At 68.3% G+C, this 24104-nt stretch carries 22 protein-coding genes; 17 read left to right on the forward strand and 5 right to left on the reverse strand.

Features of this window, described 5'->3' with window-relative positions:
- The first annotated feature begins 15 nt into the window (after positions 1–15).
- From ON19_RS37405 to ON19_RS37415, 3 genes are all read left to right on the forward strand, one after another.
- A complete protein-coding gene (locus ON19_RS37405; RefSeq protein ID WP_043704178.1) occupies positions 16–270 on the forward strand; it encodes a S1 RNA-binding domain-containing protein in 255 nt (84 codons plus the stop codon).
- 428 nt (positions 271–698) lie between these two features.
- Positions 699–1703 carry a glycosyltransferase gene (locus ON19_RS37410; RefSeq protein WP_043704181.1) on the forward strand — a complete coding sequence of 335 codons (1005 nt, stop codon included), beginning with the start codon at positions 699–701 and terminating at the stop codon, positions 1701–1703.
- Between the two features lie 186 nt (positions 1704–1889).
- Complete coding sequence (locus ON19_RS37415) at positions 1890–2606, forward strand: PAS and ANTAR domain-containing protein (RefSeq protein ID WP_051169755.1); 717 nt, start codon at positions 1890–1892, stop codon at positions 2604–2606.
- On the opposite strand, the gene ON19_RS37420 is transcribed toward ON19_RS37415, so the two are convergent.
- Entirely contained in the window at positions 2603–3676 is a 1074-nt protein-coding gene (locus tag ON19_RS37420; protein WP_043704183.1) for a baeRF2 domain-containing protein, read from the reverse strand. The genes ON19_RS37415 and ON19_RS37420 overlap by 4 nt on opposite strands.
- Positions 3677–4420: 744 nt before the next feature.
- Here ON19_RS37420 and ON19_RS37425 point away from each other — a divergent pair.
- Both ON19_RS37425 and ON19_RS37430 read left to right on the forward strand, forming a co-directional pair.
- Complete coding sequence (locus tag ON19_RS37425) at positions 4421–4579, forward strand: hypothetical protein (protein ID WP_157230073.1); 159 nt, start codon at positions 4421–4423, stop codon at positions 4577–4579.
- A gap of 445 nt (positions 4580–5024) precedes the next feature.
- The gene (locus tag ON19_RS37430; RefSeq protein ID WP_043704189.1) at positions 5025–7742 is read left to right on the forward strand and encodes a hypothetical protein; all 2718 of its coding nucleotides are present in this window, start codon (positions 5025–5027) and stop codon (positions 7740–7742) included.
- Here the strand turns inward: ON19_RS37430 and ON19_RS37435 are convergent.
- Entirely contained in the window at positions 7724–9196 is a 1473-nt protein-coding gene (locus ON19_RS37435) for an MFS transporter (RefSeq protein WP_043704191.1), read from the reverse strand. The genes ON19_RS37430 and ON19_RS37435 overlap by 19 nt on opposite strands.
- A 113-nt stretch (positions 9197–9309) precedes the next feature.
- Here ON19_RS37435 and ON19_RS37440 point away from each other — a divergent pair, with 113 nt between their 5' ends.
- Positions 9310–9966, forward strand: a complete 657-nt coding sequence (locus tag ON19_RS37440) for an EthD domain-containing protein (protein ID WP_043704195.1) — start codon at positions 9310–9312, stop codon at positions 9964–9966.
- 4 nt (positions 9967–9970) lie between these two features.
- Here ON19_RS37440 and ON19_RS37445 read toward each other — a convergent pair whose 3' ends face one another.
- The gene (locus ON19_RS37445) at positions 9971–10849 is read right to left on the reverse strand and encodes a LysR family transcriptional regulator (RefSeq protein WP_043704199.1); all 879 of its coding nucleotides are present in this window, start codon (positions 10847–10849) and stop codon (positions 9971–9973) included.
- A gap of 71 nt (positions 10850–10920) precedes the next feature.
- Between ON19_RS37445 and dapA the strand changes: the two genes are divergently transcribed.
- Both dapA and ON19_RS37455 read left to right on the forward strand, forming a co-directional pair.
- Entirely contained in the window at positions 10921–11856 is a 936-nt protein-coding gene (gene dapA, locus ON19_RS37450) for a 4-hydroxy-tetrahydrodipicolinate synthase (protein ID WP_051169756.1), read from the forward strand.
- Positions 11853–13391, forward strand: coding sequence for a DHA2 family efflux MFS transporter permease subunit (locus ON19_RS37455; RefSeq protein WP_043704202.1), 1539 nt, complete (start codon positions 11853–11855; stop codon positions 13389–13391). Before dapA ends, ON19_RS37455 begins: the two co-directional genes overlap by 4 nt.
- Positions 13392–13522: 131 nt before the next feature.
- On the opposite strand, the gene ON19_RS37460 is transcribed toward ON19_RS37455, so the two are convergent.
- A complete protein-coding gene (locus ON19_RS37460) occupies positions 13523–14077 on the reverse strand; it encodes a TetR/AcrR family transcriptional regulator (protein ID WP_043704204.1) in 555 nt (184 codons plus the stop codon).
- A gap of 84 nt (positions 14078–14161) precedes the next feature.
- Here ON19_RS37460 and ON19_RS37465 point away from each other — a divergent pair, with 84 nt between their 5' ends.
- On the forward strand, positions 14162–14878 hold the full coding sequence (locus ON19_RS37465) for an SDR family NAD(P)-dependent oxidoreductase (RefSeq protein WP_043704207.1): 717 nt from the start codon (positions 14162–14164) through the stop codon (positions 14876–14878).
- A 9-nt stretch (positions 14879–14887) separates the two neighbouring features.
- On the opposite strand, the gene ON19_RS37470 is transcribed toward ON19_RS37465, so the two are convergent.
- The gene (locus ON19_RS37470; RefSeq protein ID WP_043704210.1) at positions 14888–15319 is read right to left on the reverse strand and encodes a type II toxin-antitoxin system Rv0910 family toxin; all 432 of its coding nucleotides are present in this window, start codon (positions 15317–15319) and stop codon (positions 14888–14890) included.
- A 431-nt stretch (positions 15320–15750) separates the two neighbouring features.
- Between ON19_RS37470 and ON19_RS37475 the strand changes: the two genes are divergently transcribed.
- The 8 genes from ON19_RS37475 (at position 15751) to ON19_RS37510 (ending at position 24102) form a co-directional block, all read left to right on the forward strand.
- Positions 15751–17121 carry an ATP-binding protein gene (locus ON19_RS37475; protein ID WP_043704212.1) on the forward strand — a complete coding sequence of 457 codons (1371 nt, stop codon included), beginning with the start codon at positions 15751–15753 and terminating at the stop codon, positions 17119–17121.
- A complete protein-coding gene (locus ON19_RS37480; protein WP_043704215.1) occupies positions 17121–17546 on the forward strand; it encodes a roadblock/LC7 domain-containing protein in 426 nt (141 codons plus the stop codon). The genes ON19_RS37475 and ON19_RS37480 overlap by 1 nt, the downstream gene beginning before the upstream one ends.
- A gap of 73 nt (positions 17547–17619) precedes the next feature.
- Complete coding sequence (locus ON19_RS37485; RefSeq protein ID WP_039805398.1) at positions 17620–17970, forward strand: DUF742 domain-containing protein; 351 nt, start codon at positions 17620–17622, stop codon at positions 17968–17970.
- The gene (locus ON19_RS37490) at positions 17945–18550 is read left to right on the forward strand and encodes a GTP-binding protein (protein WP_043704219.1); all 606 of its coding nucleotides are present in this window, start codon (positions 17945–17947) and stop codon (positions 18548–18550) included. The genes ON19_RS37485 and ON19_RS37490 overlap by 26 nt, the downstream gene beginning before the upstream one ends.
- Positions 18547–19818 carry a cytochrome P450 gene (locus ON19_RS37495; RefSeq protein WP_043704222.1) on the forward strand — a complete coding sequence of 424 codons (1272 nt, stop codon included), beginning with the start codon at positions 18547–18549 and terminating at the stop codon, positions 19816–19818. The genes ON19_RS37490 and ON19_RS37495 overlap by 4 nt, the downstream gene beginning before the upstream one ends.
- A 13-nt stretch (positions 19819–19831) precedes the next feature.
- Positions 19832–21061: a cytochrome P450 family protein gene (locus ON19_RS37500; protein WP_043704226.1), complete on the forward strand. Its 1230-nt coding sequence runs from the start codon at positions 19832–19834 to the stop codon at positions 21059–21061.
- 292 nt (positions 21062–21353) lie between these two features.
- Positions 21354–22646: a cytochrome P450 gene (locus ON19_RS37505; protein ID WP_043704230.1), complete on the forward strand. Its 1293-nt coding sequence runs from the start codon at positions 21354–21356 to the stop codon at positions 22644–22646.
- A 226-nt stretch (positions 22647–22872) separates the two neighbouring features.
- The gene (locus ON19_RS37510) at positions 22873–24102 is read left to right on the forward strand and encodes a cytochrome P450 (protein WP_043704234.1); all 1230 of its coding nucleotides are present in this window, start codon (positions 22873–22875) and stop codon (positions 24100–24102) included.
- Positions 24103–24104: the final 2 nt, after the last annotated feature.

Raw genomic sequence — 24104 nt, forward strand, 5'->3', positions numbered from 1 at the left:
GAAGGAGGTGATTACATGTCCCATGCGGAAACGCCACAGACGAGCGGATGGCCGGACTTCGTCTCCGCACACGCTCAGGGCGGAGTGCTCGAGGCGACCGTCGTAGAGATCGTGCCGTTCGGCGCGTTCCTGGAGGTCGCTCCCGGCGTGCACGGATTGCTGCACAAGACCGAGTGGTCCACCGAGCCGCGGATCGGCGCCACGCTGACGGTGCGCATCCTCGATATCGACAACGAGAAGCAGCGAGTGGCCTTGGCGCACGCTGAATAACGCCGGTGCGGGTGTGCCGGGGCAGACTCCACCTGCCCCGGCACATCGTCAGCCTATCCGTCCTCGCGCGCCCCACGTCTGGTTGCGGCCGGATGGGTGGCTGGTGCGGGCCCAGGATGAAGGCGGGTCCCAGGCAAGTCTGCGGGCCATAGCGGGCGCCTCAACTGGTCAGTTGACCGCTTCGCGCCGGGCCGCTTCGTGAGATTGCTGAATGTTTGCCAGCTGGCGATGCGGGTAGCACCGCCACGTCGCCCCCTCAGTCCTGAAAGGCCCGATGCCATGGTTATCAGACCTATCGGTATCCGAAAGGTCGCTCGCGAACTCGGCGGACTGAGCGCTGTCGCGGCGGGATACCGGGACCGGTGCACCACTCGCGAGCCGGACCACGGCGAGCCGTGTAACTCGCTCGTAGCTCATCAGGGGGCCGCATGATCGGCTACTACATCCACCACCACGGCTGTGGGCATCTGCTCCGAGCGCAATGCGTTCGCGCGCACATCGCTCGACCCGTCGTCGCACTGTCGTCGTTGTCGTTGGCCGACCACGGGGGTTTCGACGACACGGTGAGCTTGCCCGCCGACGATCGAGCGCCGATCGTCGAGGATCCCACCGCGGGCGGGACGTTGCACTGGGCGCCGCGCCACGATCGCGGCCTCGCCGAGCGGATGGCTGCGGTCGCCGCCTGGATCGCCCGCGCGCGTCCGGACGCCATGGTGGTCGACGGGTCGGCGGAGATCGCGCTGCTGGCCCGGCTGCACGGCGTGCCCGTCGTCGCGATGGTGCTGCCCGGTACCCGGGCGGATCCGGCGCACCGAATGGTCCACCGGGTCGCCGATCGGTTGATCGCCGCGTGGCCACGGGGACTGTACGACCCGTGGTGGCTGCACCCGTACGCGGACAAGACGCACTATGTCGGCGGCATCACCCGCTTCGCCGGGCGCGCGCCCGTCCCGACCGACCGAGCGGATCAGCGCCCGGTGGTCCTGGTGCTCGGGGGAACGGGCGGCGTGCCGTCCACCGCGGCGATGGTCCGTGCCTGCGCTGCGCGCCACAGCCGATACCGCTGGCGCAGTCTCGGTTCGGGTGACTGGGTGGACGACCCGTGGCCGCAGTTGTGCGAAGCCGACGTGATCGTCTCGCACGCCGGCCAGGGCGCGGTCGCCGACATCGCCGCCGCGGGCAAACCGGCCGTCCTGATCCCGGCGGCCCGCCCGTTCGGCGAGCAGCGGGCGACCGGGCGCGCACTGGCCGCCGCGGGCATGGCGCTCACTCTGGACCGCTGGCCGGACCTCGACGACTGGCCCGGGCTGCTCGCGCGGGCGGGTGAGCTGGATCCGGATCGGTGGCGCTGGTGGCATACCCAAGGGGCGGCGGCCCGCGCCGCGGTGGCCGTCAGCGAGATCGACGCCGAGGACCTTCAGCCGGCGTGGTGAGAATCGCTGTCGTCACGGGCGTGGTTCATGAGGGCTTTCCGCTGACGTCGAGCGTGCTCGGGCGGTTCGGGAACTCGCTGCGGCGGTAGGGAGATGGTGTGGTCGCCGGTGGGGACAGCGGTCCGGGAGTTGCTTCGATCCGCTGGTTCCGCGGTGAAAAACCGCAGGTAGGAGCATACTGACGCGATGGACGAATCGGGCGACCGAATCGTGGATACGGCCGAGGGGGCGGTAGCCCGGGTGGTGGGCGCCGGGACGCCGCAGACCACGGGAAGCTTCCGTTTCTGGTTCACCGATCGGCGGTGGGAGTGGTCGGACGAGGTCGCCGCGATGCACGGCTACGCGCCCGACACGGTGACGCCTACGACGGAATTGCTGCTCGCGCACAAACACCCCGAGGACCGGGAGCATGTCGCCGAGGCGATCGAGAAGTCGGTCCGCAACGCCGAACCGTTCTGCAGCCGTCACCGCATCATCGACACGGCGGGGGGCGCGCACCACGTCATCGTGCTGGGCGACACGATGATCGACAAGAGCGGCACCGTCGTCGGCACCGCGGGCTACTACATCGACCTGACGGCCACCATCGCCGAGGAACGCCGGGACCTGCTCGACGGCACGCTGCCCAAACTCTTCGAGGCGCGCGCGGTGATCGAGCAGGCCAAAGGCGTGCTGATGCGGATCTACCGGATCAACGCCGACCAGGCATTCCACGTCCTGCAGTGGCGGTCGCAGGAGACCAACGTCAAACTGCGCGACCTGGCCGCGCAGCTCATCGCCGAAATCGACCGCTTGCCCCCGGCTCCGCCTGCGGTGCAGACCGCTTTCGACCACATGCTGCTGACGCTGCACGAGCGCGTCCCGCGTCGTGAGGGTCGCTGCCGCGGCTCGGGTTCGGCCTAGCGGCGCCGCAGCAGAGCGCCGACACCGTCACGCAGGGCTGCGACCGCGTCGACCAGGGTGACCTGGGCCCCGATCGCCAAGGCGGCCACCGGCAGCGCTTCGTCGGCGCGGCGCATCTCACCGGTCGTGCCGCCGGCAGCAGGCCCGAGCAGTGGGCTCGGAGCGGTCCCGGCCAGGATCAAGCGGTCGCCCAGTACGGCGCGGTCGAGCAGTAGCCGCTCCACGGTGGCGGCGCGCAATGCCGTCGTGGTCGCGGCCAGCCCGGCCACCGCAGGCCCGTCCGGACGCTCGATCTCGGCGGCGAAGCGATCGAGCACCCGTCGCCGTCGCTGCCCCACCACGCGGTGCAGGATCTCGCGCACCTCCGCGTCGAGCGCCTTCGGATCCGAACCCGGCGTCAGTGTGCCGGATTCGGCCTCGACGACATCCCGGCCCTTCGCGTCGAACTCCGCACGCAGTTCCGATCGAGCCCGGGCTTCTCCGGCGAGCACGACGACTTGCGCGTGCACGGTGTCGGCGAGCCGGTCGAGTTCCTGCGCGAATTCCCGGATGTTCCGTCGCGTGCTGTCCACGGTCCGCTGCCGGATCGTGCGATGAGACCAGTCGTCGCGCTGGATATCGGGCATCGGAGGGCCAGCGGTCCGGAGGAATTCCTCGTCCTCGTTGCGTTTGTCGAGCGAGTACAGTTCCGAGCCCACGCGGTCCACGAGCGCGATGACGTGCGGTATCTGCTCGCCTTGCAGCTCGATCAGCGGCAGCAGATACGGCAGCGGGGAGACCCGGACGGTTTCGATGTCCGGCGGTCTCGGCAGGCGTTCGTCGGCGAGCACCTCGGTCTCGTCGGCGATGAGCATCCTGCCGCACCGCCCGCGCGGCGGTGGGTGCAGTTCGATCGCCTGGGCCAGCAGCCGCCGGATACGTGGTCTGGCCCCGCTGCGGTCCAGTTCGGCGTCGATCGAGCGCCAACGCAGCTCGGATCGGCCTGCCGCGTCTTCGGTGTCGTGCGAACTGTCGAAACAGACCGATGCGAAGGGGCCGTGCTTTCGAATGATCCGCTGGAGGTCGGCCATCGGTATCACCTGGTTTCCCCGGCCGTGGCCGCCCGCGCCGACGGGCCTCGGCGAACATCGGGCGACGACCCGGCGGTGGGCCTCGACGCCCGGGTGACTTCCTCGCGTGTGCCGACAGCTTCGGTTCGGCGAACCATGGTGAGCGGGTACCCGGGTGTCTCGCGCCGAATCAGCCCGCGCACAACCGGCGAATCGAGCCGCCGCCGATCTTCGCGCTGTGTGTCCCGGCCCGCAACCGCAACGCCGTACCGATTGTGCGCGAGAGGTTTTCGTGCGGTCATCGGTGGGCTACCGATCGGATCGGGCCGCACCGGGTGGCGACCGCTTCCGGGGAATGCCGATTGCGGTCACTTCGGCGGTGGGACGGCCGATGCCGGTGCTTCGGCGGAACCGACACCGCCGCTGCGAGCCGCCGGGGGCCGAAGTCGTCCTTTTTCGGTTTCATGCAATAAAGTCGGGGGAGCCGCTATTTCCACAGCTCAGCGGCCGCAATTCTGACCAAGCGACCGCTTGGTGATCAGATCGTGAACCGAAAAGAGCGGTTTGTTACACGTGAGCTGTGGTAAACGTTGGATGTATCGGACCGACAGCGCGGTCGGCCGATAAAAGGGGCGAGGAACCCGCGCTGCTCGATGTTCAGCCGATTCGAAGCGCTCTGTCGTGAACTACCGGCGCCGCTCGAACACGAGGGCTCTCCGCAAGCATGTGCACGACCTACGTGCACCAGCGCAGAGGAATGTCATCGTGAGCGAGAAGCCCGAAGCGCCCGTCGTGGACGACGAAGAACGAGATCGGATCATCTGGCCCGACCCCAGCCCGCTGAGTGGCTGGTGGGCCGAAGTCATGGCCCACCGCCGGATCACCCGGCAGCCCACACCGACCGCGAATCCGCGCCACAACTGACCGGCCCCCCGCGGTTCCCCCGACCACTACGACGTGCGGAAGGTGGGCGCCGAACGTCGGCGGATGATCGACGTTCGGCTTCGTTTCGCCGCGCGTAATTCGCGCCCCTGCTGTTCCCTGGCGCCTCGTCGAAATTTCCTCCGCGGGCATCTGTGTTTCGATGCCGCGCGTGAATCCGCCGTTCGGAAACCGGCGTTCGATCCGCGTTCCGCGTCGAAATGCGACGCGACCGAACTGTCGTGCCGCCCCGCGAATTTCGGGGCTTCTCCGGCGTGTCGGATCGTACGGTGTGCCCGCTTGTCCGCGCCGGAACCGGTAATCGGCACCCGCCCGTCAGCCGTGGTGCCCGCGAGTTCGGAGTCTGCTTCAATGGGTGGTCATATTCGGCGGAGGACACGGGGGCGTCATGTCCGGCACCAGAGCTGTCTCCTTTCGGGGAGTCGATGTGCTCGAAGATCTGCTGCGCTGGCTGGTACCGCGGCCGCGGCGAGGGGAGCGGATGCTCCCGATGGTGGGTCTGTGCGGTGACCCGACCAATGTCGAAGTCTGCTTGGACATGTTCGGCGCGGCGCTCCGCGGCGCGGTGCACGTGTCCGTGGACGTGGACGCTCTCGACCCCTTGCCCGAGGACAGCTCTCTGGTCGAGGACAACACGCCGGGCCTGACCGCATTGCGCCAACTGCTCTACAACCTGTGCAAAGGATTGGCCGCCGACCGCTTCGGGCGCCTGCGCCCCTTGCCTTTCCGGCGCTACCGGTTGGCGGAATGGTTGATGGCGCGCAAGCTCAGCTCGGACAACGAGCTCGACGAACTGGCGTCGCTGTTGCGCAAGGACTTCGGCCGATGGGGCGAGGAGTTGCTCGGCGAAGCCCAGGCCACAGTGGGCCCCATCCAGCGAATACTGTTGGGCCTGTTGCGTATCGTGCTGCCCCCGGCGGTGTTCCGGGCGCGCACCGGTGGCCGGATTCCGGGCGTGGGCCGGGAGTTCCGGTGGTTCATGCGCCAGCAGTATCTGGCGCCGGAACAGTCCAGCCAGTTCGTCGGATTCGCACACCGTCTCACCGAGGGCGCCCGCCGCCACGAGCACGCCGAGCATCTGGCCAAGCTTCTGGTGCACGCCTTCCTGGAAGATCTGCGGGTGGCCTACCGGCGCCGGTGGTGGCGCATCAGCGCGGCACGGCGCACCACCTATCCGGTCGTGATCCTGCGCGCGCTCGCCGGTGACGCCGGTCCCCGGCTGCTGGATCTGGTCAACGACGTCCGCAACGAGACCGGCAAGGACGATCCGCTGCTGCTGGTGACCGGCACCCACACGCCGCCGGCCGACGTCACCGCGCGGCCGGTGTACCGGGTGCGGAGGCTGTACGAGGTCTGGAAGGACGAGTTGCCCGTCGGGCGGCAGCGCCAACGGCCCCGAGCCTGGCAGCTGTGGTTCTCGATACCCGCGACCGGTCCGCACGACGACGAGCCGGACCCGTTCCGTGTGATTCCGGTACCCGCGCCGCCGTGGTGGGCCCGGCGGGCGGTGTCGGCAGGTGCGGTGCTTCTGGTGATCGCGTTGGCGGTGACCGCAACCGGGTTCGTGGTATGGCGACCGCGGGGTGCGGGTGACCCCCCATGCGCCACCGGAGCGGGTGTCCAGTGGGTGCGGGTTGTCCCCGGTCCGGACGGAAACTGCGTCGGTTTCAGTGCCTATGATCCGGACGATCCCGCTACCGGTGGCAACGGCTTCCTCTTCGCGAGCGACGAGCCGGGCAGTCGCCGCCTGGTGGAGGTGCAGCGTCGGGTGTACAAGCAGAATCTGCTGGCCGAACAGCTGGCCCGCGAGCAACCGGCGCGGCCGCTGTTCACGCTGGTCTATTTCGGCCAGCTCACCGGCGTTCCGGGTGATTACCCCGCGCAGAGCGAGGACATCGAGGGTTTGGCGCTGGCGCAGTACAACGCGCTCGAATCGGTCGCGTTGTCCGACGCCGTCACCCCCGACACGGTCCCGCTGATCCGGCTGCTGCTCGCCAACACCGGTCCGGCCAACCTGCAGGGTCCGGAGGTCATCGAACTGTTGACGCCGCTCATCCGCGCCGATCCGAGCATCGTCGGGGCGATCGGACTCGATCAGAGCCGGACCGCGACGCTGAGCATGATCAACGCGTTGACCGGGCTCGGCATACCGATGGTGGCGCCCAGCCTGTCGGCCGACGAGATGGTGCGGTCCTCCCCGCTGTACTTCCAGATCGCCCCGCCGAACTACGCGATCGCCGACATGATCAAGCAGTACCTGAACTCCCTCCCCGGAATGGCCGGGCGCGGCGTACGGATCTACCACCGGCCCGACCCGACCGACCTCTACACCAAGAACATGGCCGCGGACCTGCACGTCCTCGCCGGCGACGGGCGGGAGATCTGGGAGGGCTCCTGGGACCTGCGCGAGGCCTTCACCGGGCAGGGCGGCACCGACGCCTGCGACGAGGTGCTGTTCTTCGCCGGCCGGGACTCGGAGTTCCCCGACTTCCTGCAGAGCCTCAACAAAGCGTGCGGCGACCAGCGGGTGATGTTGATCGCGGACGATTCGGTCAACCGGTTCATGGCCAGCGTGGACCGGCGCCGGGCGGCCAACAGCGCGCGTCCGCTGGTCTACGTGGCCAAGGCGAGCCTGGTGACCTGCCGCAACAAAGGGCAGGGATTCCGCAGCCGGGTCGAGTTCTACCATCTCGCCACCACCGTCGATCCGGATATCCCGAGCTGGAATGCCTGCGCCGAAGCGGACAAACCGATGGGTGAGCGGGTCCAGTTGCATCCGCTGGGGGAGCGGGTCGCGTTGACCTACGACGCGGTCGGATTGTTCGTGCGCGCCGTGCAGGCGCTGGCCCCGGCCGTCTCCGGCGTCTGGACCGAACCGATCCCGATCAGCGCCGCCGCGGTGTGGGCGGCACTGCGTGACCTGCCCCGGCATCCGGTGATCGAGTCCAGCAGTGGCGTGCTGGACTTCTCGGTCAGTCAGGGCGCCCACGCGGGCCGGGTGGCGCACGACAAATGGGTGGGCATGCTCAGTGTGGAGCAGATCTGGGATCCCTCGACCAACGCCGAACCTGTGATGGTCTACGGCTGCGGCCGAGCTACCGCCGCCGACACGGCGCAGTGCCGTCCCTACCCGCTGGGCCGCTGACCGGCATCGACGGGACCGGCCGCATGCGTCGCGCTGAGCGGCTCGGCCAGCTCCTCCAGCGATCGTCCTTCGGCCCGCACGCCGTAGGCCAGTTCCACCAGCCCGGCCGCGAACATGGCGAGCGCGCCGATGGTGAACGCCAGGGCGGTCTTCCCGGGATCGCCCTCGGAGGACAGCTCGGCGAACACCAGTGGTCCCGCGACGCCGCCCGCGACGGTCCCGATCGCGTAGAAGAAGGCGATGGCCATGGCGCGGGTCTCCATCGGAAAGATCTCGCTGACGGTCAAGTAGGCCGCGCTGGCGCCGCACGACGCGACGAACAGCACGGCGGTCCAGCAGGCGGTGAGGGTCGTCGCGGTCAGGTGGCCGCCCGCGAAAAGCCATGCGGTGCCCAGCAACAGCACGGCCGAACCCAGGTAGCTGCCCGCGATCATCGGCTTGCGCCCGATCGTGTCGAACAGCTTGCCGAGCAGGAGCGGACCGAGGAAGTTGCCGAAACAGAGGACCGCGAAGTAATAGCCGACCCGGTCGTCGGCGATGCCGAAGGATTTGGACAGGATGAGCGCGTAGTTGAACGTGATGGCGTTGTAGAGGAATGCCTGTCCGATGAACAGTGACAACCCGAGCACGCCGCGGCGTGGATAGCGCCGCACCATCACCGCCGCGATCTCGCGGAAGGAGATGGTCCGGCGCTGCCGGATCTGGATCCGCTGATCGGAGACGTCCGCGAGCGAGGTGCCCTTCTCGGCCCGGACGCTCGCTTCGATCGCGGTGACGGTGCGCTCCGCGTCGTCCTCGTGACCATGGATGAACTGCCAGCGCGGACTCTCCGGGACGTTCTTGCGCACCAGCAGGATGACCAGGCCGAACACGGCGCCGAGCGCGAAGGTCAAGCGCCAGCCCACGTTCGGCGCGAACAGATCGGTGTTGAGCGCGACGATGGACAGCAGCGCACCGCCGACGGCGCCGAGCCAGTAGGTGCCGTTGATGACGATGTCGATGCGGCCGCGGTACTGCTTCGGAATCAGCTCGTCGATGGCGGAATTGATCGCCGCGTACTCGCCCCCGATGCCGAACCCGGTGAGGAACCGGAAGAAGACGAACCACCACATGGAGAACGACAGCGCGGTCATCGCGGTCGCGAAGAGGTACACGGCGAGGGTGATCAAGAAGAGTTTCTTGCGGCCGAATCTGTCGGTCAGCCAACCGAAGAAGAGCGCACCGGCACCGGCGCCCGCGACGTACATGGCCGCGGCGACGCCGGAAACCTGTGCCGCCGTGATGCTCAGGCCGCTGCCCGGTTCCGACAGCCGGGCGGCCACGCTGCCGACGACGGTGACTTCCAGTCCGTCGAGGATCCAGACGGATCCGAGTCCGATCACGATCATCCAGTGCCATCGCGACCAGGGCAGCCGGTCCAGCCTGGCCGGGATGTCGGTCGATATGGTCCGCACGGATCACCCCTTCGAAAGACTGACGGTCGGATACCCCGGGCCGCCGCGGCCAACCGCGCCGGTGGGCTAGGCTCGGACCGGGAGTGAAACGTGTTCTAGAAAGTGGCCTGTCGATGAAGACGATCTATGCGCTGTGGGGCGTGCGTGACCTGCTCACGGCGGATCTCGCGCAGCGACTGCCAGGGGCCGCCGCGGTGCAGGCGAACATCTCGGACGCGGCGGTGGAGACGGCGATGTTGCGCATCACGACGTTCGCCGAGCCGGTGCGGGCCGTCGTCAGCATCTGGTGGGACGGGACGCCGCGGCCGGACGCGGCCGAGCGAGCGTTGAGCGGCGTGGCCGAGCGGGTGGCCGGCTGGCACGTCGAGGAGGCGACTCCGATTCCGCCGCCGGTCACCGCCGCGCTCGAGCGCGCGCCGGGCCTGTCGAACATCGCTTTCCTGCGTAAGCCGGACGATCTGTCCCACGCCGAGTGGCTGGACCGCTGGCGCACCCACCACACCGCGATCGCCATCGAGACCCAGGCGACGTTCGGCTATGTGCAGAATCTGGTGACCGGGCCCGCCACGGCCGGTGCGCCGGACATCGCGGGCATCGTCGAGGAGCTGTTCCCGATCGAGGCGCTCACCGACCCGCACGCCTTCTACGGCAGCGGTGGCGACGGCGCGGAACTGGCGCGCCGCGTCGGCCGGCTGATGACCAGCGTCGCCACCTTCGGTGGCGACCGGGATCTGGACGTGGTGCCCACCAGCAGATACCGGCTGCGCTGAGGATTCAGCCGCCTGGTGCCCGCTCCGCCGATTCACGCAGGGCGGATCGAGCGGCGCGCACCACGGGATGGTCTCCGGTGCCGCGCCGATAGGCGAGGTGAGTCCGCCGACGCATCGGCAGAGGGGCGAGCGTGACGCCGGCAGGGCATTCCCGCGTGCCGAATTCGGGAACCAAGGCGACGCCCTGATCCGCGGCGACGAGCGCGAGGACCGTGCCGAAGTCGTCGGCGTGGTGGCGGATCCTGGGCGTGAATCCGGCCGCCTCGCAGGCGCGCACCGTCATCGTGTGGCACAGCGTGCCGGGAGTGCTTGCGATCCAACGGCTTTCGCGGTGTGCCGCGAGCGGCTCGGCGGCGCGCGCGGCGAGATAGACGATCTCCTCGAACAGCGGCTCGCTGTGCAGCGCGGGATCTACGGGGACCGGCACGTAGTCGTACTCCTGGATCAGCGCGACATCGAGCACCTCGGCGCGCAGCGCGTCGGGCGCCAGCGCGGGATCGAGTTCGGTCACGCGCAGTTCCAGCCGGGGATGCGCGCTGCTCAGCGCGACCAGCGCGGGGGAGAGGATGGTTCGCACCGCGGTCGGGAAAGCTCCGATGCGCAGCGTTCCGGTCAATTCGGCGCGGGTGGTGGCCAGCTCGGCGGTGGCCTGCTCGAGCACCGCGAGTATGCGCTCGGTGTGCTGGACCAGTGCCAGCGCGGCGGGGGTGAGGGACACCCGGCGGCCGGTGCGGGTCAGCAGCGGCACACCCGCCTCCCGCTCCAGGGCAGCGAGTTGCTGCGACACCGCCGAGGGCGTGTACGCGAGGGCCTCCGCGACGGCCGCGATGGTTTCCCGATACGACAGTTCCCGCAGCAGCCGCAGTTTGCGGACGTCGAGCATAAGTTCACCTTATGGTCTCCGACAGAAATGTGAACTGGATCTGATGATTGCGAGCGGTCAGGCTGGTCGTCATGACGCTCGCAGGTCTCTTCGTTCCCCTGATCACACCGTTCACGGCCGACGGCACGATCGCCGCCGACGCGCTGGAGCGGCTCGCCCACGAAGTGCTCGATGACGGCGCGACCGGCATCGTCGCATTGGGCACCACCGGGGAACCCGCGACGCTGACGGATGCGGAGCGGGCCCAGGTGGTAGCCGTCTGCGCGGGCGTCTGCCGGGAACGCGACGCACCCTTGATCGTGGGCGTGGGGTCGAACGACACGGCGGCTTCCGCGGCGGCCCTCGCCGATCTCGACCCGCACAGCACCGCGGCGCTCACCGTGGTCCCGTACTACACGCGCCCCTCCGAGGCGGGTGTGCTCGCGCATTTCCGCGAACTCGCCGCAGCCGCCCCGGTGCCGCTGATCGTGTACCACATCCCTTATCGCACAGGACTTTCCCTGGGCCTCGACACCCTGCTCGCGCTCGCCGACCTGCCCAACGTCATCGGTCTGAAGCACGCGGCCGGCGCCGTCGACGACGCCACCATCGCCCTGATGGGCGCGCGGCCCGCCGATTTCGCCGTGCTGGCCGGTGACGACCGGTTCGCCGCGCCGCTGCTGGCCCTCGGCGCGTCCGGTGCGATCGCGGCCTCGGCCGCCGTGCACACCTCGTCGTTCGCCGCGCTGGTCACCGCGTGGCGCGACGGTCCGGTCGGCGCGGCGCGGTCACTCGGTCACCGGCTCGCGGCGCTGTCGGGGGCACTGTTCGCCGAACCCAATCCCACGGTGATCAAAGCGGTGCTCGCCGCGCAGGGCCGCATACCGAGTGCCGCGGTGCGGTTGCCGCTGTTACCTGCGAGTGAGGCCGCGACCCTGGCCGCGCTGGCCGTGCTCGCGGAATTCCCGGCACCAGGAATCGCCGATCACTGGTGCAACGGCCACGAAGGTGCCACCCTTAAGCGGTGACACAACCTCCGGATACCCAGGCGGCTGGGCCCGACCCGACGGCCGACAAACTGGACGCGGCCGTCTTCAAGGTCGCGGGCGTGGTCGTGCTCGGCGCGATCATGTCGATTCTCGACATCACCGTCGTCAGCGTCGCGATCCCGACCTTCCAGCGCGAATTCGACACCAGCTACGCCATCGCGGCGTGGACGATGACCGGCTACACCCTCGCGCTGGCCACCGTGATCCCGCTGACCGGGTGGGCGGCCGACCGCTTCGGCACCAAGCGGCTGTACATCATGGCCCTCACCTTCTTCGTCCTCGGCTCGCTGCTGTGCAGCACGGCGTGGAACATCGAGTCGCTGATCGCGTTCCGCGTGATCCAGGGCCTCGGCGGCGGCATGCTGATGCCGCTGGGCATGACGATCATGACCCACGCCGCCGGTCCGCAGCGGGTGGGCCGGGTGATGGCGGTGCTCGGCGTGCCGATGCTGCTCGGTCCGATCGGCGGCCCGATCCTGGGCGGCTGGCTGATCGAGAACTTCAGCTGGCACTGGATCTTCCTGATCAATCTGCCGATCGGCGTGATCGCCCTGGCGCTCGCGGTCATCGTGCTGCCCGGCGACAAGCCGGAGCCGTCGGAGTCGTTCGACTTCATCGGCATGCTGCTGGCCTCGCCCGGCCTGGCGCTGTTCCTGTTCGGCGTCTCCTCCATTCCGGAGGAGGAGACGGTGCTCGCGGCGAAGGTGCTGATCCCGGCGGCCGTCGGCGCACTGCTGATGGTGGCGTTCGTGTTCCACGCGCTGCGCACCGAGCACCCGCTGATCGACCTGCACCTGTTCCGCAACCGCGCGCTCACCTTCGCGGTGCTCACGATGGTGCTGTTCGCTATCGCGTTCTTCGGAGCGGGTCTGCTGCTGCCGACCTATCTGCAACAGGTGCGGGGTGAGTCGGCGCTGGCAGCCGGTCTGCTGATCGCGCCGCAGGGCATCGGCGCGATGCTGAGCATGCCGATCGCGGGTCGTTTCGTGGACAAGATCGGCCCGGGCAAGATCGTGCTCATCGGTATCGCGCTGATCTCGATCGGGACGGCCTATTTCGTCCAGCTCGACGCGGACGGCTCGTACCTCCCGATGATCGGCGCCCTGGTGGTGATGGGCCTCGGCATGGGCTGCACGATGATGCCGATCATGACCGCCGCGATCCAGACCCTGACCCACCAGCAGGTGGCTCGCGGGTCGACGCTGATGAACATCGTCAACCAGACCGCGGGCTCGATCGGCACGGCGACGATGTCGGTGGTGCTGACCAACCTGCTGAACAACGAGCCGCTGGCCCGTCCAGCGATCGCGGCGAACTTCGATCCCGCCATCGCGAGCCAGCTTCCGCCGGGGGCCGTCGAAACCGGTCTGCAGCAGGCCGCGGACGCGTTCAGTCAGACCTATGTGGTGGCGCTGGTACTGATCGTGCTGACCTTGGTCCCGGCGTTCTTCCTCCCGCGCACCAAGCCGAAGAACCCGGAAGCGGTCGACGCGGCGACCGTGGTGCACGCGTAGCCGCGTGTCCCGAGATCACCTGTCCGGCAGGTGATCTCGGGACTGTGCCGACAGGCGGGTCGGTCGTCTTCGGATCGCCCTGATCCGCCGGGAATCTCATGCCGCCCGGGGATGCGGCCAGTGGTGGCTGTTCATCTCCGGTTTCGAAGGCCGTCGAACACGATTTCCAGACCACGGCGCCACGACGGCGAGCCGGTGGTCTCCCCGAGCAGCGACAGCGCCCACACCAAGTTGACGACGTCTTCGTCGGTCGCGTCGGCGCGCAGCGCGCCGGCTTCCCGGACGCGCGCGAGCACCGCGGACAGCTGCGACATGCCGCGATGGCAGGCCTGCGCCAGCTGCGCCGCCGCCGGATGGTCTCCGGTGAACGCTTCGAGCAGCCCGCGATCGGCGGTGAGCCTGCCGAGCAGGTCTTCGACGAATCCGGTGAAAGCCGCCCAGGCATCCGGCTCGGCCGCCGCGCGGGCGGCGATCTCGTCCACCGCCGCCAGCCGCGGCGGCAGGAGGGCGTCGATGAGCATGTCGCGGGTCGGGAAATGGTTGTACAGCGTCCCGATGCTGACGCCCGCGCGGCGCGCGATCTCCTCCAGAGAACCCTCGAGGCCCTGCTCGGTGAACACTTCGGCCGCCGACCGCAACAACTTCTCCCGGTTACGGGCGGCGTCCCGGCGCAGGGGTTTGGTCACCCGGGCATTCTACAAAACCTGAGGGGCGCCTCGAATTCGTGCTACGGTGAGAAATCGAGGGGGGCCTCAAATTAAGGAGAATCCATGTCACACCGTGGAACGGCCCTGATCGTCGGCGTCGGCCCCGGTCTCGGAATGTCGATGGCCCGGCGATTCGGGCGGGAAGGGTTCCGCGTCGCGCTGATCTCGCGCAGCGACGCGCGGCACCCCACGTACCTGGCGGACCTGACGGCGCGCGGCATCGACGCCACCGCCCACGTCGCCGATGTGACCGATCGGTCGCGGCTCGGCGCGGTACTCGGCGACATCCGCAGGGCGGGGCCGATCGGAATGGTCTACTACGGGCCGGGTCCGACACAGCAGCCGGTGCCGATCACCGACATCGATTCCGCCACGGCGCAATCCGCGTTCGAGTGGGTGTGGCCCGCGGTCGACGTGGTCGGTGAGGTGCTACCGGGCATGCTCGATCGCGGGGACGGCGCATTGCTTTTCGCGGGTGGCCTGTCCAGCGTCCGGCCGATGCCCATGCTCGGCCACCTCGCCCTCGCGGCTGCCGCGCTGCGCAATTACGCGCTCACGCTCAACGCGGCGCTGGGCGAGCGCAACCTCTACGCGGGCACCCTGACCATCGGCGGCCTCGTGGAACGCGGCGACATCCACGCCATGGTCACCGCCGACCCGGCGCGCTTCGGCAGCGCGGAAGGCCACACGCTCGATCCGGACGACCTGGCCGAGGCCGCGTGGAACATGTATCGCACCCGCGACCGGGCCGAAGAGATCTTCGACGCCCTCGGCGGGTGAGCGCCGAAATCAGCCGTACAGAGCGACGAAGCGGTCGAGGGAGCGTTCGATATCCCCTTTGACCGCACGGGCTACCCCGGAGCCGATCGGGCCGAACAAAGGCGCGCCGCCGAGTTCGATGTCGACGGTGACTTCCGAACCCGAGCCCTTCGGGGCGACGAGCAGCTGCAAGCCCAGTTTGGTGCCACCCTTGCCCGCGCCGGTCAGTCGCAGGCAGCGCGGCGGTTCGGCGGCCCGCACCGTCCAGGTGACCCGGTTGCGCAGGCCCTTCACCGAGGCGATGCCGACCAGCTGAGTGCCGACGGTCAGTTCGGCGGGCACCGCACCGCGCCATGCCTCGTGCATGGTCAGCCATTTGTCGAGTTCGGCCAGGTTGGAGGTGTGCGCCCAGGCCTCCTCGGGCGAAATCGGGACATCGACCGAGACCTTCAGCTTTGCCATGGGCGCATGGTATCCGGTACCGACGGTCCGCCCGGTGGTGAGGGCAGCCGGGCCCCGGCGGATTGCGGGGAAACCCAATATCATTGCGCAGCTATGTCGCGATCTCCGGCACCTATCGTCCCAGCTCCGGGAAAACGAAAGTGTCGGTGGGATCGGCAGAGACTTCGTTGGAATGCTGCTAATGTGCGAATGGTCGGGTTCTGGTTACCGTTCGGACACGATCCGAGCGGTCGGCGATTGACGTGTAATCGCCTGTCCTGCGGGCACTGTGCGATAGGCACTCTCGGTGAGTGCCGACGTCGACGCGGGTTCCGGTACTCCGACGCGGACCCCACCGACCGGTCCGTTCATGGTCGGCAGGCGAGGGAAGGCGAGCGAAGCAGGATGGCAGTGGGCCGACTCCTCGAGACCAGTCAACGACGAAAGAACTGATGAATCAAGATATCGCCGTGGTGCTTTCATGGATCCTCGCCGCCGCTTTGGTGATCGCCGTAGCGGGGGCGTTGTACGCAGTACAGTATGCCAGGGCTCAGCGGGCCAAGCTCGAGGCTGTGACCAGGGAACAGCGCGCGACAGAGGACACGCTCGAGCGGTTCGCCGCCACCACGTTACCCGCGGTGGCCGAGTCGATCCGCCGGTTCGAGTCGCAGGTGCCCCCGGTCGAAGTCCAGGCGGGCATGGAGAATTCACGGCTCGCGCAGATCCTGCGCTGGATCTCCGAGCGATACGCCGACGATCTGAGCCTGATCCGCTCGGAGACCAGGGACCTGACCAACAACGAAGCGCAGCAGGCGATCAAGGCCGCCGAGGAGGCCGCGCGCAACGAGGTGTCCTCCGCCTCGCGCCAGGCGACCAGCGCCGCGGTCCGCTCGTTCGGCACCTCCGTGGTCAGTCTCGGCGCGGACGTGAGCCAGGTGGTGAGCTCCGCGCTGCGCGAGCATCGCGACGACCAGGTGTACGAAACCCTCACCCGCATCGACCACACCGTGCAGCAGATGATCCGTCAGGCGCAGTCCTACGTGATCGTCTGCGGTGGTCTGCCCGGCCGCCGCTGGCCCGCGCAGACGCTGACCGACGTGGTCGGCGGCGCCATCGGCCGTGTCCGCGAATACCTGCGGGTGCGGCCCAACCAGCTCGACCGCGTCGTGATCAGCCGCGCGGTGGAACCGCTCGTGCACACGCTGGCGACCCTGCTGGACAACGCGTTGCGGTACTCCCCGCCGACCTCCTATGTGGATGTCAACTTCCAGGAGGGCCATCACGGCGTCACCGTCATCATCGATGACGCGGGCGTGCGGATGAACGCCGAGCAGATGGAGGAGGCCCGCCAGGTGCTCGCGCACGAGCGGCCCGTCGACATCCACCAGCTCGGCCCGTCGCCCAAGGTCGGCTTCCCGGGTATCGCCGCGCTGGCCCGACGCTACGGCTTCACCGTCTACATCGACGGCCCGAACGTCTACGGCGGCATGCGCGCGATGGTCTACATCCCGGAGTCGCTGCTGGTCACCCCGCAGAACGTCCAGGAGGTCGCGCCCGTGACCGAGGCAAAACCGGAGCCGGTCACGGTTCCCGCGCAGGACGCGCCGAGCGAGCAGCCCGGCGAGGACGAGCAGCCGCTGACGCTGAGCGAGATCACCAGCGGCGGGTTACCCAAGCGGCGACGCCGAACGGTCGCGCTCGCGCCGGTCGGGCCGCGCACCGAACCGGGCCTCGCTCGCCCCGAGATCGCCGCAGCTTGGCATACCGGCTCCAAGAGCGGCCGCGCCGCCGCATCTGATGACACGGAAGGGATGACATCCTGATGGCCACACCCGTGACCGACAGCAGCAACAAACTGGGCTGGCTACTCGAAGATCTCAGCATCACGGGTGTGCGGTTCGCGGTGTTGCTGTCCGACGACGGCCTGCGGATCGCGCACTCCACGGGGATCGCCCGCGACGAAGCGGAACGCTTCGCCGCCGCGGCCTCCGGCCTGCGCTCGCTCGGCAAGGCGCTCGGCGAATTCTGTGGCGACTCCGCCAACGGAGTGCGGCAGAACATCACCGAGTACGACCAGGGAATGATCCTCATCACCGCGGCGGGGGAGGGCGCGTTACTCGGCGTCGCGACCACCAACGAGATCGATGTGGGCTTGGTCGCGCACCGGATGAACGAGCTGGCCGGCCGGGTCGGACGCGAGCTGGGCAGCCAGCCGCGCAGGCGCGTAGACGGCAGCGAAATGCCATGATCGAGCGCGGCGAGCGAGTCAAAGGTACTGCGCCGCTGGGCATTACGGGGCCGAGCTGGGGCGAGGTCCCGTCATGAGCAAACCGCGGCGCGACCCGGACCTGGTCCGGGCTTATGTGCGCACCGGAGGGCGTACGCGTCCCACTCGCGAGCTGGACCTGGTCACTTTGGTCCTGACCGCCAAAGATCCACTTCCCGGCGCGTCGCCCGACGCGCGCCGGGTCATGGCCCTGTGCAGCCGCCGAGGTGCGCTGTCGATCGCGGAGATCGCGGCGTACCTCGATCTGCCGCCGTCCGTCGTGAAGATCGTCGCGTCCGATCTCATGGACGGTGGGCACCTGGTCACCCCCACCCCGGCCGAGTCCCTGCCGGAGATCGCTCTGCTGGAGGAGGTACTCAATGGGCTCCGTGCTCTCGCCGTCTGATCGCGCTGTCGACTACGTGCCGGAGACCGTGACCCGCTCGGTGAAACTGCTGGTGGCCGGCAACTTCGGTGTCGGCAAGACCACTTTCGTGAGCAGTGTCTCGGAGATCAAGCCGCTGCGCACCGAGGAGACCATCACCGAAGCCAGCGTCGGCGTCGACGACATGGCCGGGCTGCCGGGCAAGTCGCACACCACGGTCGCGATGGACTTCGGCCGCATCACGCTCAGTCCCAAATTGGCGCTCTACCTGTTCGGCACGCCGGGCCAACAGCGTTTCGTCCCCTTGTGGGAGGAGTTGGCCCGGGGTGCGCTCGGCGCGCTCGTGCTGGTCGACACCCGCCGCATCGAGAAGTCCGACGAGGTCCTGTCGGTGCTCGAGGAACGCGGCGTCCCGTATTCGGTGGCGGTCAACCAGTTCGAAGGCGCGCGGCCCTACCCGCTCGAAGAGGTGCGCGATGCCCTCGATCTGGAACCCGGCACACCGTTGACGTTGCTGGACGCGCGCGACCGGGGCACCTGCCTGCGTTCGCTGATCACGCTAGTCGAATTCTTGTTCCACCGTTTGGAGTCTCGCATTTGACCACGCCACAGTTCTCGACCTACCCCACGAACCTATCCAGCGGCGCCTGCCCGGTCGCACACGGATCGCCGATCGATACCGACGGTCCGAGGATTCCGCTGTACGCGGAGGAATTCGCGGCCGACCCGCACGGGACCTATCGGGACATGCGCAGGCGCCACGGTTCACTGGTCCCGATCGAACTGTCGCCCGGAGTTCCCGCCACGCTGGTGATCGGTTACCAGGAGGCCGTGCGGATCCTCAACGATCCGGAGCACTTTCCGGCCGATCCCCGCACCTGGCAGAAGAACATTCCCGAGGACTCGCCCATCCGCCCGATGATGGAGTGGTACCCGAACGCGCTGCGCAACAGCGGCGCCGCGCATGCCCGTTACCGGGGCGCCTATACCGCCAGCATCGATGCCATCGACCTGCACGAGGTGCACTCGATGGTCGAGCGCATCGCCATTCCGCTGATCAACTCCTTCTGCGCGGAAGGCTCCGCCGATCTGGTGACGCAGTACGCGTTCCCGCTCGTCTTCGAGGTGCTCAACCGGATCGTCGGCTGTTCCACCGAACTGGGGCAGCGGGTCGCGACCGGCATGGCCATGCTCTTCGACACCGTCGAGGCGGCCAGGGGCATGGAGATGCTCTCCGCGGCCCTGATGGAGCTGATCCAGCAGCGTCGCTCGGAGCCGGGCGAAGACGTCACGTCCCGGTTGGCCCATCACTCGGCCAACCTGAACGACGAGGAGATGCTCTCGAACCTGATCAGCCTCTACGGCGCGGGAATCGAGCCGCAGCAGAACCTGATCACCAACACGCTGCTGCTGATGCTCACCGACGACCGTTTCGGCGGTGAGGTCCTCGGCGGCAGCCTGTCGACGCGCGACGCGCTGGACGAGGTGTTGTTCAACGACCCGCCGATGGCGAACTTCTGCATCACCTACCCGCGCCAGCCCATCCTGATCGACAACACCTGGTTGCCCGCGCACCAGCCGGTGCTGGTCAGCCTCGCTGCCTGCAACAACGACCCGGCGATCCGCGGCGGTGACCGCGCAGGTAACCGCTCGCATCTGGCGTGGGCCGTCGGACCGCACGCCTGCCCGGCGAAATCCGTGGCGTCCGTGGTCGTTCAAGAAGCCATCGATCAGCTGCTCGACGCTCTCCCCGAGATGCAATTGGCCGTGCCGGTGGATGAAGTGGTCTGGCGGCCCGGCCCATTCCACCGGGCGTTGGCGGCCTTGCCGGTCGTCTTCCCCAAGTCCCCTCCGTTGAACGTGGTGTAAGGAGAAGCGTCCGATGTCGCAAGAGCCGATAGTCTTGGATCTGACCGGTTCCGATATCCAAGGCGAGGCCGCGCGGCTGCGCGAGCGTGGGCCGGTGGCCCTGGTGGAGCTGCCCGGCGGGGTGCCCGCGTGGTCGATCACCGATGCCGTCGTGCTCAAGAGCCTGTTGGCCGATCCGCGCGTGTCGAAGGATCCCCGGCAGCACTGGGCGGCGTTCATGAACGGCGAGATCACCCAGGAGTGGCCGCTGCACCCCTGGGTGGCGGTCGACAATATGTTCACCGCCTACGGTTCCGAACATCGGCGGCTGCGCAAGCTGGTCGCGCCCGCGTTCACGCATCGCCGCACCGTGGCGCTTCGACCGCGCATCGAAGCGATCACCGCCGGCCTGCTCGACCAGCTCGCGGCGACCCCGCGCGGTACGGCCGTCGATCTGCGCGAGGGTTACGCCTATCCGGTGCCGATCCAGGTCATCACCGAGCTGATGGGTGTGCCCGAGGACTTGGGCCCCGGTGTGCGGAAATGTGTCGACGGCTTTTTCGACACCTCGTTCGGGCCGGAGGAGGCCCAGGCCAACTATCTCGAGATGTACCGGCTCATCAGCGAACTCGTGGCGTACCGGCGGGAGACCCCCGGCGACGACATCACGAGCGTGCTGATCGCCAGCCGGGACGAGGAGGACGGCTCGCAGCTGACCGAGAAGGAACTCGTCGACACCCTGATGCTGGTCATCAACGCCGGGCACGAGACGACGGTGAACCTGCTCGATCAGGCCATCTTCGCGTTGCTCACCCGCGCGGACCAGCGTGCCGACGTGGTGGAGGGCCGGCTCGCCTGGTCGGACGTGGTGGAGGAGTCGCTGCGCTTCGAGGCGCCGGTCGCGCACCTGCCGCTGCGCTACGCGGTCGAGGACATCGACATCGCCGGCGTCCGCATCCCCAAAGGCGAGGCGATCCTGGCCTCCTATGTGGCCGCCAACCGCGATCCGAAGGTGCACGGTGTGACCGCGGACGAGTTCGACGTGCGCCGGTCGGTCAAGGACCACCTGGCTTTCGGGTACGGGGCGCATCACTGCCTGGGCGCGCCGCTGGCCCGGATGGAAGCCGAGATCGCCCTTCCGGCCATCTTCCGTCGCTTCCCCGATATGCGCCTCGCGGTCGACCCGTCCGAGCTGGGCACGGTGCTCAGCTTCATCTCCAACGGCCACTCCGAGCTGCCGGTCCTACTGGAGGCGGCGGAGTAGGACATCTCGATCACACCTGCCCGGCATCGGGGCTCGGCAGTCCCGTATCCGGACCCGGCCGCCCGCGTATCCGTTGCGGATACGCGGGCAGAGGTGTTTCGCCGCATGGGGGTGTACGCGGACCCGTCCCGATCGCGTCGATCTGGCGCACGAGATATGCTCTGCCCCGGCGGAATTCGGCGTAAAGTCGAAATCGCCACGCCCACACGGCAATTCGTATCCCGAGCACCGGGGCACGGGTGTCGTATGTGCCCACCCTGCTCGTCGAACGTTCCGACTTTGGAGTCACGTTTTGACCCACCCACAGTCCTCGTCCGCGTCCACCTCCAGCGGCTGCCCGGTCCGGCACGGTTCACCGGTCGGCGCGGACGGCCCACGGGTCGCGCTGTACTCGGAGGATTTCGCGGCGGACCCGCACAGTGCCTATCGGGAAATGCGCAGACGGTACGGTTCGCTCGTTCCGGTGGAACTGTCCCCCGGCGTGCCCGCGACGCTCGTGATCGGATATCACACCGCGCTGCGCATCCTGAACGATCCCGACCACTTCCCGGCCGATTCGCGGACGTGGCAGCGGACCGTGCCCAGTGACTGCCCGGTGCTGCCCCTGCTCGAGTGGCGTCCCGCCGCGATCCGCAATTCCGGCCTGGAGCATGCCAGATACCGGCAGGCCACGGTCGCGGGCATCGAGGAGATCGACCAGTTCGCACTGCGCACCACAGTGGAGCGGATCGCCGTTCCGCTGATCAACAGCTTCTGCGGGGATGGCTCGGCCGACCTGATCGCGCAATACGCGTTCCCGCTGTCGTTCGCGGTGATCAATGCCATGCTCGGGTGCCCGTCGGACATCGGGCAGCGGGCGGCGATGGGACTCGCGGCGATGTTCGAAGGCGTGGAGGCCGAGCAGGGCAACGCGATGTTCAACGACGCGATGGCGGACCTGGTAGCGCTCAAGCGGTCGCAGCCCGGCGACGACATCGTCACCCGCATCTTGCGCCACCCCGTCGATTTCGATGACGCGGAGATGGTGCAGCAGGTGCTGATGCTGTACGGCGCGGGCATCGAACCGCAGCAGAACCTGATCATCAACACGCTGCGGCTGATGCTCACCGACCAGCGGTTCGCGGGCGGCATTCTCGGCGGCAGCCTCTCGACACGGGACGCGCTGGACGAGGTGTTGTTCACCGATCCGCCGCTGTCGAATTACTGCGTCACGTTCCCGCGCCAGCCGATCCTGATCGACGGCGTCTGGCTACCCGCGCACCAGCCGGTGGTCATCAGCATGGCCGGATGCAACAACGACCCGGCGATCAACACGGGGCAATACACCGACAACCGGGCTCATCTCGCGTGGAGTGTCGGGCCGCACACCTGTCCGGCCCGGTCGGTGGCCTATCTGATCGCCCAGGATGCCATTGATCAGCTGCTCGACGCGTTGCCCGAGATGCGGCTGGCCGTCCCCGCCGAGCAGCTGACCTGGCGGCCGGGTCCGTTCCATCGCTCGCTGGCCGCCCTGCCGGTCGTCTTCCCGGAATCGCCGCCGATGCTCGTCTTCTCCGACCAGCCGGAGCAGAGCCCGGCGTCCTAGCCCGTCCGGCGAGCTGAAGCTTGTCGTATTCCGTTCCAGAAGGAGGTTGCCGCTCAGAGGTCGTCGTGCACACAGCTGATGAGGGTGTGCGCCGGCCTGTCACCGATTCCCACGCATCACGTCGACCTGCGCCGTCGCGGCACGCGCCGTGCGATCGCGTTCGTCGAAAGTTCGTTCTTCTGGAGTTTCGTCTTTGACCACGCCACACTTCCCACCGTCCACCTCCGTGAGCGGGTGCCCCGTGCCGCACGGGTCGCCGATCGACACCGGTGGTCCGCGCTACCCGTTGTATTCGCAGGAATACGCGGAGGATCCGCACCAGGCCTACCGTGAAATGCGCCGCAAGTACGGTCCGCTCGTTCCGGTCGAGCTGTCGCCGAACGTGCCGGCCACCTTGGTGATCGGCTACCACACCGCGCTGCGCATCCTGAACGATCCGGATCACTTTCCGGCCGATCCGCGCACCTGGCAGAAGGACATCCCCGGCGAGTGCCCGGTGCTGCCGATGCTGGAGTGGCGTCCGAACGCGCTGCGCAGCTCGGGCCTGGCGCATCTGCGCTACCGGCAGGCGAACGTCGCCAGCATCGCCGGGGTCGATCTGCACGCGCTGCACGGAACCATCGAGCAGATCGCGATTCCGCTGATCAACGCCTTCTGCCAGGACGGAGCGGCGGATCTGATCAGTCAGTACGCATTCCCGGTCAGCTTCGCGGTGCTCAACGCCATGATCGGCTGCCCGCCGGACATCGGGCAGCAGGTCGCGACCGGCATGGCCGCCATCTTCGAGGGCGTCAACGCGGACAAGGGCAACGCGATGCTCACCGACGCGCTGTTCGAACTGGTGCAGATGAAGCGCAAAGAGCCCGGCGACGACATCACCTCGAGGCTGTTGCAGCACACCGCGGGCCTGGACGACGTCGAGATGATCCATCAGCTGGTGACGCTCTACGGCGCCGGAATCGAACCGATGCAGAACCTGATCGTCAACACGCTGCTGCTGATGCTCACCGACGAACGCTTCGCGGGAGACTTCCTCGGTGGGAGCCTTTCGACCCGCGACGCCCTCGACGAAGTGTTGTTCAACGACCCGCCGATGGCGAACTACTGCATCAGCTATCCGAGGCAGCCGATCCTCATCGACGACGTCTGGCTGCCCGCGCATCAGCCGGTCGTGATCAGCATGGCCGGCTGCAACAACGATCCGGCGATCGGGGTCGGTCAACGCACCGATAGCCGCGCCCATCTGGCTTGGAGCGTGGGCCCGCACGCCTGTCCCGCCCGATCGGCCGCGTACCTGGTGGTCCAGGACGCCATCGATCAGATCCTCGACGCGTTGCCAGAGTTGCGCTTGGCCGTGGAGCCCGGCCAATTGAACTGGCGGCCCGGCCCGTTCCACCGCGCTCTGGTGTCGCTGCCGGTCATCTTTCCGAAATCCCCTCCGCTGACCGTCTTCTAAGG

The sequence above is a fragment of the Nocardia abscessus NBRC 100374 genome (genome assembly GCF_000308455.1).
Lineage (GTDB): Bacteria > Actinomycetota > Actinomycetes > Mycobacteriales > Mycobacteriaceae > Nocardia > Nocardia abscessus.

Coding starts and splice junctions, on each gene's coding strand:
- ON19_RS37410 (WP_043704181.1), top strand. CDS start 699: ATGATCGGCTACTACATCCACCACCACGGCTGTGGGCATCTGCTCCGA.
- dapA (WP_051169756.1), top strand. CDS start 10,921: ATGACGCTCGCAGGTCTCTTCGTTCCCCTGATCACACCGTTCACGGCC.
- ON19_RS37470 (WP_043704210.1), bottom strand. CDS start 15,319: ATGGCAAAGCTGAAGGTCTCGGTCGATGTCCCGATTTCGCCCGAGGAG.
- ON19_RS37500 (WP_043704226.1), top strand. CDS start 19,832: ATGTCGCAAGAGCCGATAGTCTTGGATCTGACCGGTTCCGATATCCAA.
- ON19_RS37445 (WP_043704199.1), bottom strand. CDS start 10,849: ATGCTCGACGTCCGCAAACTGCGGCTGCTGCGGGAACTGTCGTATCGG.
- ON19_RS37440 (WP_043704195.1), top strand. CDS start 9,310: ATGAAGACGATCTATGCGCTGTGGGGCGTGCGTGACCTGCTCACGGCG.
- ON19_RS37465 (WP_043704207.1), top strand. CDS start 14,162: ATGTCACACCGTGGAACGGCCCTGATCGTCGGCGTCGGCCCCGGTCTC.
- ON19_RS37415 (WP_051169755.1), top strand. CDS start 1,890: ATGGACGAATCGGGCGACCGAATCGTGGATACGGCCGAGGGGGCGGTA.
- ON19_RS37420 (WP_043704183.1), bottom strand. CDS start 3,676: ATGGCCGACCTCCAGCGGATCATTCGAAAGCACGGCCCCTTCGCATCG.
- ON19_RS37480 (WP_043704215.1), top strand. CDS start 17,121: ATGGCCACACCCGTGACCGACAGCAGCAACAAACTGGGCTGGCTACTC.
- ON19_RS37475 (WP_043704212.1), top strand. CDS start 15,751: ATGAATCAAGATATCGCCGTGGTGCTTTCATGGATCCTCGCCGCCGCT.
- ON19_RS37490 (WP_043704219.1), top strand. CDS start 17,945: ATGGGCTCCGTGCTCTCGCCGTCTGATCGCGCTGTCGACTACGTGCCG.
- ON19_RS37405 (WP_043704178.1), top strand. CDS start 16: ATGTCCCATGCGGAAACGCCACAGACGAGCGGATGGCCGGACTTCGTC.
- ON19_RS37485 (WP_039805398.1), top strand. CDS start 17,620: ATGAGCAAACCGCGGCGCGACCCGGACCTGGTCCGGGCTTATGTGCGC.